This window comes from Chryseobacterium sp. G0162 (genome assembly GCF_003815715.1).
Lineage (GTDB): Bacteria > Bacteroidota > Bacteroidia > Flavobacteriales > Weeksellaceae > Chryseobacterium.
Map to the genome: position 1 here is coordinate 4,252,882 of NZ_CP033922.1, position 16,620 is coordinate 4,269,501.

15 protein-coding genes are annotated in these 16,620 nt (G+C 37.0%); 10 read left to right on the forward strand and 5 right to left on the reverse strand.

Features of this window, described 5'->3' with window-relative positions; genetic code table 11:
* Positions 1 to 13: 13 nt before the first annotated feature.
* The 6 genes from EG344_RS19040 to EG344_RS19060 all read left to right on the forward strand — a co-directional run bounded on the left by EG344_RS19040 (position 14) and on the right by EG344_RS19060 (position 7,371).
* Positions 14 to 4,558, forward strand: coding sequence for a fibronectin type III domain-containing protein (locus tag EG344_RS19040; protein WP_123910943.1), 4,545 nt, complete (start codon positions 14 to 16; stop codon positions 4,556 to 4,558).
* A gap of 155 nt (positions 4,559 to 4,713) precedes the next feature.
* Positions 4,714 to 5,124 (forward strand): 5-fold beta-flower protein, encoded by a 411-nt coding sequence (locus EG344_RS19045; RefSeq protein ID WP_123910944.1) that lies wholly within the window; start codon positions 4,714 to 4,716, stop codon positions 5,122 to 5,124.
* 102 nt (positions 5,125 to 5,226) lie between these two features.
* Complete coding sequence (locus EG344_RS19050) at positions 5,227 to 6,204, forward strand: D-cysteine desulfhydrase family protein (protein ID WP_123910945.1); 978 nt, start codon at positions 5,227 to 5,229, stop codon at positions 6,202 to 6,204.
* Between the two features lie 32 nt (positions 6,205 to 6,236).
* A complete protein-coding gene (locus tag EG344_RS24305) occupies positions 6,237 to 6,404 on the forward strand; it encodes a hypothetical protein (RefSeq protein ID WP_228412770.1) in 168 nt (55 codons plus the stop codon).
* A 22-nt stretch (positions 6,405 to 6,426) separates the two neighbouring features.
* Positions 6,427 to 6,702, forward strand: coding sequence for a GNAT family N-acetyltransferase (locus EG344_RS24310; RefSeq protein ID WP_262697354.1), 276 nt, complete (start codon positions 6,427 to 6,429; stop codon positions 6,700 to 6,702).
* Positions 6,703 to 6,726: 24 nt separating this feature from the next.
* Positions 6,727 to 7,371 (forward strand): hypothetical protein, encoded by a 645-nt coding sequence (locus tag EG344_RS19060; RefSeq protein WP_123910946.1) that lies wholly within the window; start codon positions 6,727 to 6,729, stop codon positions 7,369 to 7,371.
* A 40-nt stretch (positions 7,372 to 7,411) separates the two neighbouring features.
* Here EG344_RS19060 and EG344_RS19065 read toward each other — a convergent pair whose 3' ends face one another.
* The 4 genes from EG344_RS19065 to EG344_RS19080 all read right to left on the reverse strand — a co-directional run bounded on the left by EG344_RS19065 (position 7,412) and on the right by EG344_RS19080 (position 11,139).
* On the reverse strand, positions 7,412 to 8,911 hold the full coding sequence (locus EG344_RS19065) for a serine hydrolase (protein WP_123910947.1): 1,500 nt from the start codon (positions 8,909 to 8,911) through the stop codon (positions 7,412 to 7,414).
* A gap of 340 nt (positions 8,912 to 9,251) precedes the next feature.
* Positions 9,252 to 9,737, reverse strand: a complete 486-nt coding sequence (locus EG344_RS19070) for a hypothetical protein (RefSeq protein WP_123910948.1) — start codon at positions 9,735 to 9,737, stop codon at positions 9,252 to 9,254.
* Between the two features lie 170 nt (positions 9,738 to 9,907).
* On the reverse strand, positions 9,908 to 10,396 hold the full coding sequence (locus tag EG344_RS19075) for a GNAT family N-acetyltransferase (RefSeq protein WP_123910949.1): 489 nt from the start codon (positions 10,394 to 10,396) through the stop codon (positions 9,908 to 9,910).
* A 62-nt stretch (positions 10,397 to 10,458) separates the two neighbouring features.
* Positions 10,459 to 11,139 (reverse strand): hypothetical protein, encoded by a 681-nt coding sequence (locus EG344_RS19080; RefSeq protein ID WP_123910950.1) that lies wholly within the window; start codon positions 11,137 to 11,139, stop codon positions 10,459 to 10,461.
* Positions 11,140 to 11,489: 350 nt separating this feature from the next.
* Here EG344_RS19080 and EG344_RS19085 point away from each other — a divergent pair, with 350 nt between their 5' ends.
* The 4 genes from EG344_RS19085 (at position 11,490) to EG344_RS24065 (ending at position 15,883) form a co-directional block, all read left to right on the forward strand.
* Positions 11,490 to 12,737, forward strand: coding sequence for a hypothetical protein (locus EG344_RS19085; RefSeq protein WP_123910951.1), 1,248 nt, complete (start codon positions 11,490 to 11,492; stop codon positions 12,735 to 12,737).
* A gap of 325 nt (positions 12,738 to 13,062) precedes the next feature.
* Positions 13,063 to 14,715 carry a lamin tail domain-containing protein gene (locus EG344_RS19090; protein WP_123910952.1) on the forward strand — a complete coding sequence of 551 codons (1,653 nt, stop codon included), beginning with the start codon at positions 13,063 to 13,065 and terminating at the stop codon, positions 14,713 to 14,715.
* Positions 14,716 to 14,938: 223 nt separating this feature from the next.
* On the forward strand, positions 14,939 to 15,598 hold the full coding sequence (locus EG344_RS19095) for an REP-associated tyrosine transposase (RefSeq protein WP_317126495.1): 660 nt from the start codon (positions 14,939 to 14,941) through the stop codon (positions 15,596 to 15,598).
* Between the two features lie 117 nt (positions 15,599 to 15,715).
* Complete coding sequence (locus tag EG344_RS24065; RefSeq protein WP_164464473.1) at positions 15,716 to 15,883, forward strand: bacteriocin-like protein; 168 nt, start codon at positions 15,716 to 15,718, stop codon at positions 15,881 to 15,883.
* Between the two features lie 197 nt (positions 15,884 to 16,080).
* Here the strand turns inward: EG344_RS24065 and EG344_RS19100 are convergent, their stop codons facing one another.
* Positions 16,081 to 16,551 carry a hypothetical protein gene (locus EG344_RS19100; protein WP_123910953.1) on the reverse strand — a complete coding sequence of 157 codons (471 nt, stop codon included), beginning with the start codon at positions 16,549 to 16,551 and terminating at the stop codon, positions 16,081 to 16,083.
* Positions 16,552 to 16,620: the final 69 nt, after the last annotated feature.

The following is a 16,620-nucleotide window of genomic DNA, read 5'->3' on the forward strand; positions in this document are numbered from 1 at the left end:
AATCATACAATATATGAATAAATATATCTATAGTATAATCGCTTTGTTTATGGCGACGCTGTGCTGGGCGCAGATGTTCGTGAGCCAGGCCGAGTATTTCTGGGATACCGATCCCGGAAAAGGAAACGGTACTTCCGTATTAGCTACGGATGGAAGTTTCAACAGTGTTTTTGAGCAATTAACCAAAACAGGAATTGCAACACCAGGCATCGGTTTACACAAACTCTCTGTTCGTATCAAAGACAATATGGGAGTTTGGGGGCCTGTTTTTACCAATGTCATTGATGTTCAGCAAAATTCAGTGTCAAACATCCTGGCCATTTCTCAGGCTGAATATTTCTGGGATAATGATCCGGGAAAAGGAAATGGTACTCCGGTATTAGCTACCGATGGTAATTTTAACAGTACTTACGAGCAACTGACCAAAACAGGAATTGCTTTGCCATCCGCTGGTTTACACGTATTTAATGTTCGTATCAGAGACAATGCAGGGGTTTGGGGGCCACTTTTTAAAAATGTTATTAATATCGAAGCTTCAACACCTTCAGGTTGCTGGCAGACTCTTAGTACAAAAGGTGACCATTCAGCAGGTATAAAAACAGACGGAACATTATGGACGTGGGGAAGTAATTCCAATGGCCAGCTCGGAGACGGAACAACGATCGATAGAAATATGGCTATCCAGATAGGCACAGCCAATAATTGGTTGAAAGTAGAAGCCGGATCTGATTATACTGTTGCCATCAAAACAGATGGTACCTTATGGGCGTGGGGTGAAAATAACTATGGCCAATTGGGAGACGGAACTACTATAGACAGATTTATTCCTACTCAGGTTGGAACAGCCAATAACTGGCAAAGTATAGCTGCCGGGCTTTATCATGTATCAGCTGTCAAAACAGATGGTACACTTTGGGGATGGGGATATAATAATGAAGGAGAATTAGGAGACGGAACTTCAATTGCCAAAAAAATCCCAACACAAATTGGAACAGATACAGACTGGACCATGACCTCAGCGGGAAGTTATCATACATTGGCTTTAAAATCAAATGGAACACTATGGGGATGGGGTAATAATTCTGATGGACGAGTAAATGGAACTCCGGGCAATAAGTATTTTCCGGTTCAAATCGGAACGGAGAACAATTGGCAACGTGTTGATGCCGGATATAGCCATTCTGTAGCACTCAAAACCGATGGTACGCTATGGTCATGGGGAAGAAATACTTATGGAGAATTAGGAGATGGAACAGTAGTTTCAAAATCAATCCCAACACAGGTAGGAACGGCAAACAATTGGTTAAATGCATCCGCAGGAATGCAGTTTACAATGGCCACTAAAACAGATGGTACGCTATGGGCATGGGGGAACAATTACTATGGAACATTCGGGAACGGTACATCAGGATCTACCTATGTTATATCACCTGTAAAAGTAGGATCGTCTTCAGACAATATGCAGGTTTTTGCCGGAGATAATTCTGTTCTTGTAAAAACTAACGATGGCTTTTTAAAAGTATGTGGACTCAATAACAGAGGAGGATTAGGTGATGGTACGAATGAACATAAATTTACTTATACTTCTATTAGTTGCCCTTCAAATTGTCTTCCGCCAACACAATTTTCATCAACCAATGTAACTTCTACAACGGCTACTATTAAGTGGACTGCATCAAATTCAGCACCTAATGGAGGTTATCTGTATCTTTATAGTACCCACACAGTAGTTGGAGGAATACAGGGAGCTACTTCTTCTACAACTGCAGATCTGACAAACTTATTACCAGGTACCAAATATTACTGGTGGGTAGCATCGTATTGTGGATCAAGCCAGGGCAATTGGGTGCCGGGAGGTTCTTTTACCACACCTTCTACCACGGATACAAGTTGTTGGAAAAGTGCCGCTGCCGGATGGTTACATTCATTAGCCATCAAAACAGATGGAACGCTATGGGCTTGGGGATATAATACCTATGGGCAATTTGGAGATGGAACCAATACTAACAATTCTAAACCAACCCCAGTAGGAACAGATAATAATTGGCTGAAAATAGCAGCAGGTTATTACCATTCTGTGGCACTCAAAACAGATGGTACCCTATGGACATGGGGACGTAATGAGGAAGGCCAATTAGGAGACGGAAGTAATACTAACAAAAATGTTATAACACAAATAGGAACTGCAACAGACTGGGTAAGTGTTGTAGCCGGTAGTGAGCATACAGTAGCTCTGAAATCAAATGGAACAATTTGGGCTTGGGGTGAAAATAACTATGGACAGTTAGGAGACGGTACAAAGATCAGGAAAAATGTGCCTGTACAGATAGGTACCGCAACAGACTGGGCAAGTATTAACGCGGGACAAAATCATACCCTTGCTCTCAAAACAGATGGAACACTATGGGCTTGGGGATATAATAATAGTGGACAAGTAGGAGACGGTACAAGGTTAGATAAATTAACTCCAATAAAAATAGGAACCGCAACAAATTGGAAAAGTATTGATGGCGGAGGAGACATGTCGATAGGAATCAAAACAGATGGAACACTATGGGCTTGGGGAAGTAATTTCAGAGGAGCTCTGGGAGATGGAACTACAGTGGATACATATACTCCAATACAAATTGGAACAGAAGCAAATTGGAGAAGTGTTGATGCTGGTTTTGGTAATTCTTCTATCGCTCTGAAAGCAGATGGTACTCTCTGGACATGGGGAAGTAACAGCAATGGCCAGTTAGGAGATGGAACAGCAACTAATAGAAATATCCCTATACTTATCGGAACTGCTGCTAACTGGCAAAGCATTTCAGCTGGGAGTTCCCACACACTTGTGATTAATACCAACGGGCTTTTAGCAGGAGCTGGTGATAATCAGTTGGGAGAAATAGGAGACGGAACAAGGCTTAAAAGGAGAATATTTACACCGGTAGCTTGTCCTCCGGCTTGTAATCCTCCTGGACAGTTTATATCTTCTAATATTACATCCAGTTCGGCTACTCTTGGTTGGACAACACCTAGTCCGGCTCCTGGTGGAGGATATTCATATATGTATAGCACAAATTCAGAGTTTGGAGGAATAGAAGGGAAAACTACTTCTACTGCGGGTAATAATGTGACCAATTTATTGCCAAACACCACTTACTATTGGTGGGTAGCATCTAGTTGTGGATATAATCAGACGAATTGGATACCGGCAGGATCCTTTACTACACTTCCTACCAATGAAACAGGTTGTTGGGAAAATGTGAGCTCAGGCGCTTATCATTCATTAGCACTCAGATCAGACGGTACATTATGGGCATGGGGATCTAATAATAATGGCCAGCTAGGTGACGGCACTAGCACCTCAAAAAACATTCCTGTACAAATAGGCACTAGTACCTGGCTGAAAATTGCTGCTGGATACAGTCATAATGTTGCCATCAAAGCAGATGGAACAATATGGACATGGGGAAGTAATCAACATGGGCAATTAGGTGATGGAACTACAACTTCAAATAATAATCCAACGCAAATCGGGACAGCTACGGACTGGGTAAACATTGCTGTTGGGTATAATCATACATTCGGAATTAAGTCAGATGGAACATTATGGGGTTGGGGACTTAATGATTATGGATTATTAGGTGATGGAACTACCATCAATAAAAACGTACCTGTGCAAATCGGGACTGCAAATGATTGGAAAATGATCACAGCAGGGTCTGAGCATACTCTTGCCATCAAAACCAATGGAACACTATGGGGTTGGGGAAATACAAATAATGGACGGGTAGGTGAAGGAACTACAACTTCAACAATCATATCAACTCCTATTCAAATAGGAACCGCTGCTGATTGGAAAAATGTGAGTGCTGGTTGGCTTCATTCGTTAGGGATGAAAACAGATGGAACGTTATGGGGCTGGGGAAATAATTCAGACGGGCAATTAGGTGATGGAACCACCATTTCTAAAAGTACTCCAACGCAAATCGGGACTGGAACAAACTGGAAAAATGTGAGCACTAACAATTATAGTTCTTCAGTAGGACTTAAAACAGATGGTACTCTTTGGGCATGGGGTAGAAATACTTACGGGCAATTAGGGGATGGAACTACAGTCCGCAGATTGAATCCAACTCAAATAGGAACAGCTACTGACAGAAAAATTGTTGCCGCAGGAGACTATACCACACTTGTAATCAATACCAATGGATTCTTATCAGGAACCGGTCGTAATGATGACGGAGAAATAGGGGATGGTACCAATATTTCAAAGCCAATTTTTACACCTATTGCTTGTCCTAAAGATGTATTAGCTGTTGTAGAGAATACACCAAAGACAGATCAGCTGAAAGTGTATCCCAATCCGGTAAGTGATATTCTGACGATCTCTTTTGATCAAAAGATTCATTCTGTAACCATTTACAATGCAGCAGGACAGCTGATACTTGCGAAAGCAATTGATGATACTAAAGGAACAATTGATGTTTCCGGATTTGTATCAGGGCTTTATCTGGTGAAAGTAAATGCAGCCAATGGTTTTGTAAAAACAGTAAAAGTTATCAAACGATAAACATTAAATTTTAATGTAATCATTAAGATTTCTTTTTGAAGTCATTCAATATAGCGTCACTTAAAAATAAGTGGCGCTATATTTTTTTTACTAATCAATATTTTTGAATATCTTAAGTGAGCCCAAAAATAAGAACCAATTAAAACTTTAAAACCATGAAAAAAACACTATTTATTAGCTTTTTTCTGTTCAGCGTTTCCATGGCAATTGCACAAACTATAGAATCTGCAAGTCGTGGCACGGCAGGCTATATAAAATCAGATGGCACCATTGAAAATAGTAACCGATCCACGGTAGGATATATCAAGTCTGACGGAACAATTGAAAATAAAAGCCGCTCAACAATCGGTTACATTAAAAGTGATGGGACTATAGAAAACAGCAGCCGTTCTACAGTAGGTTATGTTAAACAAGACGGTACTGTTGAAAACAGCAGTCGTTCAACGATTGGTTATATTAAAGATGATGGAACAGTGGAAAACAGTAGCCGTAGTACTATTGGCTATGCTAAGGGTATAAAAAAAGAATGGGTGGCAGTAGTGTATTTCTTTTTTAAACTAAATTAATGACCAGCGCTTATAAAAAAGAATCTTTAATTGAGGAAATACTTTTTCAGATACTTTTTCTGTTATGCTTAACTAAAAATAAAAACACCAAAAAATAAAGATATGAACACCAAAAAGATAGACTTGGGCTTTTTTCCAACGCCATTACAAAAGCTGGAAAACTTGTCAAAGATATATTCTGATTACAATATCTACATAAAAAGAGACGACAATACCGGATTGGCATCAGGGGGAAATAAAACCAGGAAATTAGAGTTTTTAATCCAACAGGCATTGGACGAAGGCTGTGATACTGTAATTACTGCGGGAGCACAACAATCTAATCATTGCAGGCAGACAGCGGCGGCATGTGCTAAAATGTGCCTGCAATGTCATCTGCTTCTGGGGGGTGAGAAACCTGATACCTATGATGGAAATCTGCTGTTGTCTTCATTACTTGGAGCATCCATACATTTTACAGGTGAAAACAGGAAAGGAGAAGACATACAACTCTTAAAAGAAAAACTGGAACATCAGGGAAATAAATGTTTTATCATTCCCTATGGTGGTTCAAATTCTACGGGAGCATTAGGATTTGTAAACGCTGTGAAAGAGTTGAAAGAGCAGCTTGCTGAAAAAGAGATCACCATAGATTATATATTTTTTGCCTCAAGTTCGGGGGGAATGCAGGCCGGATTAACTGCCGGTAAAGCGCTGTATGATCTGAAAGCAGAGCTCATCCCCATTAGTATAGATAAAGACGAAACCAATGGCGTTTCCCTGGAAGAAGTTGTTTTTGGAATTGTTCAGGAATTAACACCAAAGCTTAACATTAACAAAAAGATTGAACTTTCAGAAATTATGCTCAATAGAGATTATGACAGTGCAGGATATGGTGTCTTAACAGCTAATGAAAGATATGCTATTGATGAACTGGCCAAAAATGAAGGCATTCTTTTAGACCCCGTTTATACAGGAAGAGCGTTCTACGGTATGCTGGATTTTTTGAAAAATAAAAAAATGCCGGCACATTCTAATGTCTTATTCTGGCATACCGGAGGACTGCCTGCTGTTTTTACATTTGCCAAAGAGTTGACTTAAATGTTGAGGATATAAAGATAAGAACGATCAATATGGAAATAACCTTACAAGAAATAACTGTAGACAATTTTTATGATGTCTGCCTGCTGACCACCAATAAAAGTGGAATCCCTACGTTTGATGAGGAATTTTTATGCAGCAATTCAGTATCTATTGCTGAATCCAAATATTATCCGTTATTGAATCCACAGGCTATATGATAAATTACTGATCGGTTTTATCATGTCTGGGCCTTATTGTAAGGATAATGGAAACTTTTGGGTGCTGAGATATATGATCGATCATCAATATCAAGGTAAGGGGTACGGAAAAAAAGCATTCCACACTTTTATAGAACAGATAAAAAGAAGTGGAAATATAGAGCAGATTCACATCGGGCTTGATCCCGACAACATCCGTGCAGTATCTCTTTATACTTCGGTAGGTTTCGAATTTACAGGAGAACGAACAGATGGTGAGGATGTATATATTCTGAGACTTATCCAGAATGCACCATAAAACATAATCAAATGATTCATAGAAATGAATAACGAACTCCATGAACTCCTTTATTATTACAACGAGGAAGGATACGAAGGATATGACTTAAGTGAAGTACAGCTTCTTGAAAAAAAGGATGTTGACAGGATAGAAAAATTGAAATTGCTTCTTCACGATGACAATCAGTATATTGTATATCAGGCCATGCTTATTTTACTCGCATGGTCCATACCGGAAGGGTTTGAAATACTTGACCGGTTCATCCATGAAAAATGGGATGAAAAAGAAAATTTTGAACCCCATAGACTCTATAATGAAGACAATGTATACGATGTAATTACCAATGCATTGTATATTGCAACATTCAATGGAAAAAGCGACCAGGAATTATATCCTTACATCAGACAGTTTTTAAATAGCTATGGAGATAAGTTCTTTGAGTCCAATCTAAAGGATTTTCTGTTAAAGAAAAACTGCAGCTTTCTTTTAAAAGAAATAGAACAGGCCATACAAAGTGCCTTACAATATAAAAGGTACTATCAGGCTAGTCAGTTGTTTCCGGTTATGGTTCATTATGACAAAAATGCATTTAATAAATATGTGGATATTTTTGGCTCTTTACTAAGCCAGGATAATAGAATCGTATACAATATGGAAGAAGCAGGAAAAATACAGCAGAAGAATTAAATGCTATCTTTCTTCATTTTCGATTGAGGTGTAGAGGGTTTTATTTTTTGATTGATAAGTTTCCGATTTTCAGAAGCATTTCTTTGGCATTGTTATTATCAGGGTTTAATTCAATGGATTTCTGATACATTGTAACACCTTCTTCCTTTTTACCACATTGTAGCAATGCTTCTCCATAACTGTCATACACATTCCAACTCATCGGAAATAATAAAGTGGCTGAATGAAAGGTCTTCAAGGCATGATCACAGTGTTGAAGTCTGAGAAACTGGTATCCCAATCTGTTAAAATCACTTTCAGATGCTTCATAAATGTGTGGATTTTTCAAATATTCCTGAATCAGCTGATCTGCTTTTTCTTTGTTTTCATTGTCAAGTAAACTTCCATAGATTCTTGAAAGATTTTGCATAGGAATGGCAGAAGGCTTGTGATTCATTATATTTAAAACGGCTTTCGATATTGCAAAAACAGGAGCGTTGCCTGTATTGGAAAGAAGAATAACGGTTTGGTTTTTAGTGATATTATGAAGTAAGATACTGGTGAGTCCATTGATCGATCCGTCATGAAAAACTATTTTTCCATCAGTTTCATCCGTGTACATTGCCCATCCTAAGCCATAGCTGACTTCTTTTCCGTCTATCATAAACGTTACTTTTTTTCCGTCATTCAGTGTAGTTGGAGTTAAAGCTTCCTGCAGTTCTTTCTTTCCTATTATTTGATGAGTAAACAGTGCATTTTCATATTTTTTAAGATCTGATGCGGTACTTACAATCCCTCCGTTTCCGTAAAAATTGCTTTTTTCCTGTATTAGAAAAGGATCTTTAAGGGTATTGATATTCACAAGACGGGTTGAATATAAATTAGGATAAGTGTATCGTTCTACCTGATTTTGACTTTTAATTTTCCTGTTAACGGGTACCAATGAATTTTTCATTTTGGCAGGTTTAAAAATATTTTCATTCAGATACCGGGTATAGCTCATTCCGGAAACCTTCTCTATAATCATTGCTGCTATACAAAAGTTAATATTGTTGTATTCCCATTTGCTTCCCGGTAGAAATGAAAGGGGAGTTTTGAAGCGAAGAAATGTTGGAATAATATCCTGATTAGAAATTAATTTTTCCGGGTTTTCTTCGATAACCGTATCAAATAAATGATACTCTTGTGCTAGTCCTGATGTATTATTGAGCAGATGTCTGATGCTGACATTAGAATAGGGAAAATCCGGCAGATATTTTTGAACAGGGTCTTCCATCTTAAGTTTTCCTTTCTGTTGAAGCTGTAAAACAGCTGTTGAGGTAAACGTTTTTGTGATTGAAGCAATAGGAAATTGAGACATCTCATCCATCTTTTCTTTCTGTTCTATATTGGAAAACCCATACTGATTAGAAAAAACCGACTCTCCGGATTTGGAGGCTACAACACTTCCATTGAAAATTTTTTTCTCATAAAGTGTTGAAAATAATTCTTTCAATTCTTGTCCGGAAAAATTGTTGATAAAGAAGACAGTTGTCCATAAGAATAGCAATTTGTTTTTCATTTTGTTTTCATTTTTTGCAGGCAAAGGCTGATTAATTGTCAAAAGCTTTTATTGTATGGTTATTGTATTGCTTAGGCTATTAGTAAAACACCTGAGAGAAAGATAGTATTACATTGGAATATGAAATTTTAGGATGCTCTTAGCCTACATTTCTTTCATTTGATTAAAATAAAATCTCCAAAGCCAGGAAACTTTGGAGAATAAATGAACTAACTTGATATGATTATCTTTACATATCTTTTAAAAGATTTATCTGTATAGGCTTACTTGATGAAGACGATTTCGTTTTACGGAATTCTTATTTCTTCAGCCTTAATTAATCTACAGCAGATTAACTATTTTATTTTTGTTTCAATGAAAAGTTATCCATATAAACTGCCTGATGAATGCCGTTCAGTAAAACCTTCAGTCCTAAATGGGTATCTTTTTTTATAGAAATAGTATAGGTCTTTTTATCTCCTGTGATTTTGGAAGGTTTAGCTATTGAAACATATGATTTTGCATCGGAAGTATTGTTCACTGAGAAAATCTCCAATGTAGTTTCCCCTCCGTTATCTGAAATATCAAGGCTAAGAGTATAGTTTCCTGCTTTAATTTTCGGAGTTACTAAAAACATATTTTCTCCAGGACTGTTCATTGAGTAAAATATAATTTTTTTGTCACTCGCATACAGCATTGCCTTTCCTCCCGGCTGGGCAGTCCAGCATTTATCAATATCTTTCCATGTATCAAAGTTTTCGTTGATGGCAGATTCTGTTTTACATTGTGCTTTTACCGTTAGAAGCCCTCCCATAGTTATTAGCCCTGCTAATACGATTCTTTTCATATGTTATTTTTATTTATTTTATGTAAAAATAAGCAAAAAAGATTACCCCTGAAATATCCAGCCAATAGAGTTCAGGAGAATTTTATAAAACAAAGAGGAAAAGAGAAGAAGCAGGCTGGAAGTGATTTTCAGCTATAAAATTATAAGGTTCCCGTTTTGAGCTTTTTGAATTAAGCATCAAGCCTATAAATAAACTCTTCAATCTCCATCTGTCTTGCATTGGCAAAACCTTTATCTGTACCGATTCTAAGAAAGCCACAATTTTCCAGTACCTTCTGTGAACCAAAATTGTCAAAGGCAACCCGTCCAAAAATAGGTCTGGCCGGTTCAAGGGTAAGAAACTCTTTTAACGCTTTTGTGGCAACACCTTTCCCCCAGAACTCTTTATCAATCCAATAAGTGATTTCTGTATTGCCTTCCATAATAAACTTTGCAATACTTCCTGCGATAACAGTACCTACTATAATGGTCTGGTTATTGACAGTCGGGTCATTCAGTAATCTGGTGTATTTAACCAAATATGCATCCTTATTGGCAAAATCTTTTGAAGTAAATGCTGCCAGATGATTGGCTTCAGCATCAAGCTGAAATTGAAAAAGAGTGCCTAAATCATCGACTGTTGTAGGTCTGAGTTCTATTTTATAGTTACGATCTTTCATTTTGAGTGATTAGTTAGTGGGTATTCAAATATAATGCTTGTTTACACAGCATTTTATTCAGATTAATAATATTCAAATTCTCTTTCTATTTTTTGTTGAACTGTTCCATATTCATCTGTTAGCTCTATATAAACAGGATTAGATTTCGCGTCCAGTTTTACATTTTTAGAAGTAAGCTTAGATTTTTTATGATTGGTTACATCTTCAATAAGCATTTCATGCTCTTCACCATTGATATACGTATAAAAAATGATGTTATTAATTGGAGTACCATAAAAAGTTCCCGTTTCTCCCGTTTTTATAAGGCGGTTATTCTTGTCAAAATAAAGCAACTTATTAAGCGACATCTTATGATCAACAGTATTTGAAATTCTCCGATACACAGAATCGGATATTTTTTCAAAATAGCCATTGCTTTCTACCTTTTTATTTTTAGAATTAACGGTTTCGAAATAACGTTTGGTCTTATCTTTTGAATTATAGGTAATAATTTGATCTATGAATCTTTCATTGGGAGATTCACTCTGGGTTGCATTATAGTATTCTATCTTTGTCAGAAAACCTTCTTTGTCAAAATAAGAAATACTTTTATTTGTATTCTGAGTTGAAAACGTGATGAACTCTGTGACCTTTTTGGGATGTCCTGAATAGTTAGAAAATTGCAGATCATTAATGACTGATTTCTCCTGGCAGCTTACAAAAGTATACAGTACAATAAACAGGTAACTAAGGGTTGTTTTCATAAGGTAGGATTACAGCGTTCTGGAGTTTTCACTAATACTCAAATATACATAACCCGGTTCAATATTAATAAATAGATTAAGATTTTGTTCTTTTCGATATTTTCATGTATTTTTTATTGGGTTGTTTGAAATGAAATGTATGATTGAGCTTAAGAGCCACATTGAGATACGAGCCATAGACTTCCATCATCATAGAAAGCTATGATTGCACGTAGTGTTTACCGGAAATGTAGAAAACATAAATGTAATACACATTTAATGCAGAGGTAATTTCCATGAAAACAGATTCCGGTAGTTTCGTGAGCGATTTACAAATTATAAATACGTATTACCCTTTATTACCTATAATTATGATTCAAAAACAATTCTTTGGATGGATGTTTATGCTTGCTGTAACAGGCATCGGATGTCAGAATAATCAATTAACTTCAGCAGCAATGGAGGAGGAGCTTCCATCGAAAGCCAGTACCAGCAGAGTAGATGCAGAGGTGAGTGTTAATCCTTATGTAGATACCAGTACTTATATCAATTCAGGCTTTAGCTTTTTAAATCCGGCCCAGGTTAATAAAAATCGTCAGGCTATTGGTGGAAATGCATACACCGAAGTCTATGGATTCAATATCCCGGAAGAAAACAGGGTAAGGGGAATCCGCTGGAACACTGATGATGAAACTACTTCTATTTGGAGACCACAGGGAATTGCCGGATTTACCAAAGATGGTGTTCGCTATCTGTTGGTGAGCTGGTATGCAAAAGATGACGCCGAATATAAAGGGTCCCGCATTACGCTGATCGACATCAGCCCAAGTTCAAGCACCTATCTCACCTACCGGCATATCCTTCTGGTACAGCCTGATATCCCAACCAATACCACTACCTATACCCAATACGGCTCTTACGCCCCATTGAAAGTACATGCTGGTGGCATAGCCTATTTCAAAGGGAAAATATATCTCAGCAGTACCAATCTGGGGGTTCGGATATTTGATCTGAATAAAATTATTGAAGTAAGTACCGGAGATACGACCAATGAGAAATGTGGTAAAGATGCCAACGGAAATTTATTCGCTTTCAACTATCGGTATATATTACCTCAGACCGGGTATCAGAAGATTAATAATGCCAGTCCTTTCTCCACCATACAGGTGAATGATGAAGGAACTCAGCTTTGGACAGGACAATATTATGCAGGCAGTGCGGATGCTTCTATTGTTCCTAAAGTCTTTGGTTTTCCTGTTGATGCCAATGGAACCATCCAAAACTCAGGGATTGTGAGTGTCGCTCCTAAAAACAGTCTTTTTACAGATAACCATGCCCATGGTATCCAGGGCGTATTCCGAAAAGGAAACAAAACATGGCTTTCCTGTACCGGATCTCCAAGCAATTCCTACGGTTCCAATGCCAGACTGGCAAGATATACCGACGGAGCAGATGATACGGTACGTTATAGATGGCCCTACGGAGCAGAGTCTCTTTATTATGAATCTCAATACAACTATCTATGGAGCCTTACGGAATATGAACCCAATGCCGGAGCGCAGAATGGCAACCAGGTCAACCGTTGTATTTTTGCGGTAGATTTTTCTAAGTATGAATAAGGGAAAATATCTAGCATAGATTGAAAATAAAAGCATCATTACAACATGATGCTTTTATTTTTTATGGTTTTCCTGAAATAGAATTTCTAAAAATGGGCGTTGTAATTGATACAGGTATAAATACTTACTAAAATATGGTAGTATAAACGCCTATTGACTACGGTATAAATACCTGACATGAAAATTAGAGATTTATACGCTAACATCACTTCATTTTTCGCCGTTACTTTGACATGTTCAAAAGATGTTTCGAAACCCTGAACAAAAAATGGCAGTCTCCGAAAAGCCGATAAAAGAGTAGGAAAAAAACCAAAAATTATTAATCATGAAAAATCCAGAAAATGTTGCTCCTTTTGTAGAAGCATCAGAACTCATTACAGAATTAAAAGACAAGGCTAATGATATACTATCAAGTGTTTTAAGCACAGAGCTATCCTCTATAACCATTAACGGCAAAGGAAATTTCCCTTATTACTGGCAGGATCCGTCAAATCTTAAGTTTAATAAAAAAACGTACGACTGGATCTCATCAAATCTTAAAGCCAATACTGAGCCGGTTCAGCTTGATCAGGTATTTACCAATTATTTTATTGATGTTTTCTCAAAAGTCAATTATTCTTTATCTGAAGAAGATACAGTGATATTAAATGATGCTCATAAAAATGCTACAGATCAGCAGATGGCTTTACTTAATGCATGGGTAGGAGCTTATGGTTCGCTTCCTCCTGCAACAGAAACAATGCAGCCTATTGATATCATTATGAATAAAATCGCTACAGAATGGGCTAATCCGGCAACTACCTTATCCCAAATTCAGAAAAGTGATAACCTGGATGCTTTACTGAATAAGACTCCGGCAAGTGGCCAACCTATTCTTCCTGTTTTAGCGAATTATCTGAATGCTCTGGGAGCCACAATATCTTTACAGAACAATGTGACGATGAATAATGGTTATTTATCCAGAGTGTTAAAGAATGTACAACAGCCTAAAAAAGATAACGGAGGTCTGCAGTTGAATGACGACAGTGTTTTACCTGCCTTCCAGGTGACAACACCCCTTAGCGATATTTTAAACGGACTTAAAAATACCTCTCAGGCGGCTCAGATAGACATGGAAGTTAAACGTGAATCCGAAAGCCGGTTCCAGGTTTCCGTACAAGGGAAGACTGGTTTTTCTATTCCTATCTTCGACTTCTTTACCTTAGGAATTGGGGGCAATGCTAATTATTTCAGTGAAGATATCGCCATCAGCAAAAACTCGATCAAAATATCGATGTCTTTTACCGGAGTTACGCTTGTCAATTTTGGTCCTACAGATTTTAATATTGCAAGCAATATGTACTGGGCATGGTTTGATCCTATCCGTAAAGCGGAAGTAAACAGTGCAGACAAAGAGAAAGAAAAACATATTTCCGGATATAAATTTTCTCCGAATCCTGCTACAAAATTCGGACCTGACGGACCTTTCGGTCTGCTGAACGGGGTTGCAATTTCTAATTACCCTAGTGTTGAGATTACGGTAACTGGTGAAGATTATAAAAGTATTCAAAAAACCTTTGAACAATCTTCTTCTGCAACACTTTCCTTCTTAGGAATTCCTTTGGCCAGTGTTACAGAGTCTACGTATTCTTCGTCTATTCAGGTAGACAGTTCAAAATCAACTATCAAGATCACTTTAACCCCTCCTCAAAGTCTGATCGCTGGTAACAATAGAGATTCCATAGCCTGGGTTCTTGGTGCTATCGTCGATTATCCTGCACAGGTAAATAGTGAAAGGGAAATGCTTGAGAAAGGTGCCTATCCCAATTATCAGCTCTATAAAGATAACACCGGAACTACCTATTGTTCAGGAAGCAAAGTGAAATCTCACGATGTGGGCAGTGCTTGGGTCAGTAAATGTCTTGCTGCCCATCCGGGAACAAGCTGCTCCGGAAAACCATGGACAAGCCCTAGCCAAAAAGGAACAGTTTGGCCATAAACAAATAAAATCCCATTAATAATAAGAGACTGTCTTTTGAGGCAGTCTTTTATATTATAATGGTTTTTTGATTTTTACTCTTAGTTACCGCACGATTGTAGCGTGTGGTTTTTTACCTCAATCCTCTTCTCCTTAGTTACCGCACGAATCCTTTCGTGTGGTTTATGGTTTTTTATCTCAATCCCATTCTCATAAAGTTTTTATCTTTATAAAAACATAATTGATGAGTCGTAATTACAAATTCCATAATCCTGAAGGATTATATTTCATAAGTTTTGCTGTTGTAGGTTGGCTGGATGTCTTTATTAGAAATGAATACAAAGAAATTTTTGTAGAAAGTTTAAGATTTTGCCAAAAGAATAAAGGAATGGAAATACATGCATGGTGCATCATGTCAAATCATGTGCATTTAGTGTTCAGAAGTATAAATGGGCAAAAACCAGAAGCTCTGATAGGAGATTTAAAAAGATTTATAAGCAAAGCACTTGTGACCGCTATCAAAGAAAATCCTACAGAAAGCAGAAAGGAGTTTTTATTAAATTTCTTTCTCAAAGAAGGTTCAAAGGCTTCAAATGTAAACCAATACCAATTTTGGAGACATGATAATAAACCCATTGAGTTGTGGAGCAATAGAGTGATTAATCAGAAGATTAATTATGTACATCAAAATCCTGTAAAAGCAGGTTTGGTTTTCCGTGCAGAAGATTATAGATACAGCAGTGCAATAGATTATTCTGATGAAAAAGGGCTTTTAGATGATATTGTTTTTTTTTTAGAATGTCTGATTTGTAATATTATATTAAAACCACGAAAGATTCGTGCGGTAGTGGGGATTTTTCTTCTGATAATAAATAACCATACAGTTTCGTCAATAACATTATAGTTTTCTTATTCTTAAAAAAATCCTTTCAGGAAAGTTGAGATACTTTTATTTTAATATAAATCTTAATATTGGGAATTATTATTATATTTGATACTTAACAAGTTAATAACGAAAAACATGAAAAATTTAAAAAAAGTTTCAAGAAAAGAAATGAAGCAAGTAAAGGGTGGTGAAGGTAATAATGGTGATTCAAAATGCCCTCCTGGAACCAATGACTGTATTTTACCATTTGGAGGGAATATGTGTATTCCTGATGACAATCAAATGGCATGTCCAGAGTTATAAGACAGAATCTTAAAGCATCGATAGTGCTGAATGTATTTCTAAAAAGCCTTTCAGGAGAATTGAAAGGCTTTTTAATTAGAAAATCTATTATTTAAAAATTTCATTCTGGTAAAGAAGATGACTATCTTCATCAAAACTCATTAATATTATACTGTTGTCAGAAGGTTTAGTTTATACGAAAGGATTTGTGAAAAAAATTAGCGGACAAGAAAATATATTCCAACAGCAATTCCGGCATAAGCCAGAACTGTAATAATATCAGCTATGGGTTTTGAAAAACGTTTTTCCGCAATCTTATCACCATTGATCTGGTTCTTATGGAATTTCAGAATTTTTTTAGGACTATTAACCGGATGGGCTACCAGGCTGTCGCTTTCCCATCGGTCAACGATTACTTTATAGCTCTTGCCGTCAACGTCAATTTTAACATTTTTATTGGGGGTAAGTTTCTCCTGAATATTGATTGGGACAGGTGCTTGTTGTGTGGTAGGGCTTTGGAATTCAGCAGCTGCACTTTGCATTTGAGGAGCATCAGGAGTCGTACGAATAGCATTCTTTTTAAATGCTTGTTTATTGTCTGGTGCTGTAGTCACTTGCTTTTTAACCTGGTAAGTATAGCAACTGGTAAGAGAAAATAATATGATGATGAGATAAAGATTCTTTTGCATTGGTTAAATTTAAGAATTAAACGGAATATTTAGTATTTTCTTTTGAAGAAACCTGTTAAAAAATTGTAG

What these genes read in the sequence shown, in the direction of transcription:
- EG344_RS19040 (WP_123910943.1), top strand. Translation starts at nt 14, where the DNA reads ATGAATAAATATATCTATAGTATAATCGCTTTGTTTATGGCGACGCTG.
- EG344_RS19045 (WP_123910944.1), top strand. Translation starts at nt 4,714, where the DNA reads ATGAAAAAAACACTATTTATTAGCTTTTTTCTGTTCAGCGTTTCCATG.
- EG344_RS19050 (WP_123910945.1), top strand. Translation starts at nt 5,227, where the DNA reads ATGAACACCAAAAAGATAGACTTGGGCTTTTTTCCAACGCCATTACAA.
- EG344_RS24305 (WP_228412770.1), top strand. Translation starts at nt 6,237, where the DNA reads ATGGAAATAACCTTACAAGAAATAACTGTAGACAATTTTTATGATGTC.
- EG344_RS24310 (WP_262697354.1), top strand. Translation starts at nt 6,427, where the DNA reads ATGTCTGGGCCTTATTGTAAGGATAATGGAAACTTTTGGGTGCTGAGA.
- EG344_RS19060 (WP_123910946.1), top strand. Translation starts at nt 6,727, where the DNA reads ATGAATAACGAACTCCATGAACTCCTTTATTATTACAACGAGGAAGGA.
- EG344_RS19065 (WP_123910947.1), bottom strand. Translation starts at nt 8,911, where the DNA reads ATGAAAAACAAATTGCTATTCTTATGGACAACTGTCTTCTTTATCAAC.
- EG344_RS19070 (WP_123910948.1), bottom strand. Translation starts at nt 9,737, where the DNA reads ATGAAAAGAATCGTATTAGCAGGGCTAATAACTATGGGAGGGCTTCTA.
- EG344_RS19075 (WP_123910949.1), bottom strand. Translation starts at nt 10,396, where the DNA reads ATGAAAGATCGTAACTATAAAATAGAACTCAGACCTACAACAGTCGAT.
- EG344_RS19080 (WP_123910950.1), bottom strand. Translation starts at nt 11,139, where the DNA reads ATGAAAACAACCCTTAGTTACCTGTTTATTGTACTGTATACTTTTGTA.
- EG344_RS19085 (WP_123910951.1), top strand. Translation starts at nt 11,490, where the DNA reads ATGATTCAAAAACAATTCTTTGGATGGATGTTTATGCTTGCTGTAACA.
- EG344_RS19090 (WP_123910952.1), top strand. Translation starts at nt 13,063, where the DNA reads ATGAAAAATCCAGAAAATGTTGCTCCTTTTGTAGAAGCATCAGAACTC.
- EG344_RS19095 (WP_317126495.1), top strand. Translation starts at nt 14,939, where the DNA reads ATGAGTCGTAATTACAAATTCCATAATCCTGAAGGATTATATTTCATA.
- EG344_RS24065 (WP_164464473.1), top strand. Translation starts at nt 15,716, where the DNA reads ATGAAAAATTTAAAAAAAGTTTCAAGAAAAGAAATGAAGCAAGTAAAG.
- EG344_RS19100 (WP_123910953.1), bottom strand. Translation starts at nt 16,551, where the DNA reads ATGCAAAAGAATCTTTATCTCATCATCATATTATTTTCTCTTACCAGT.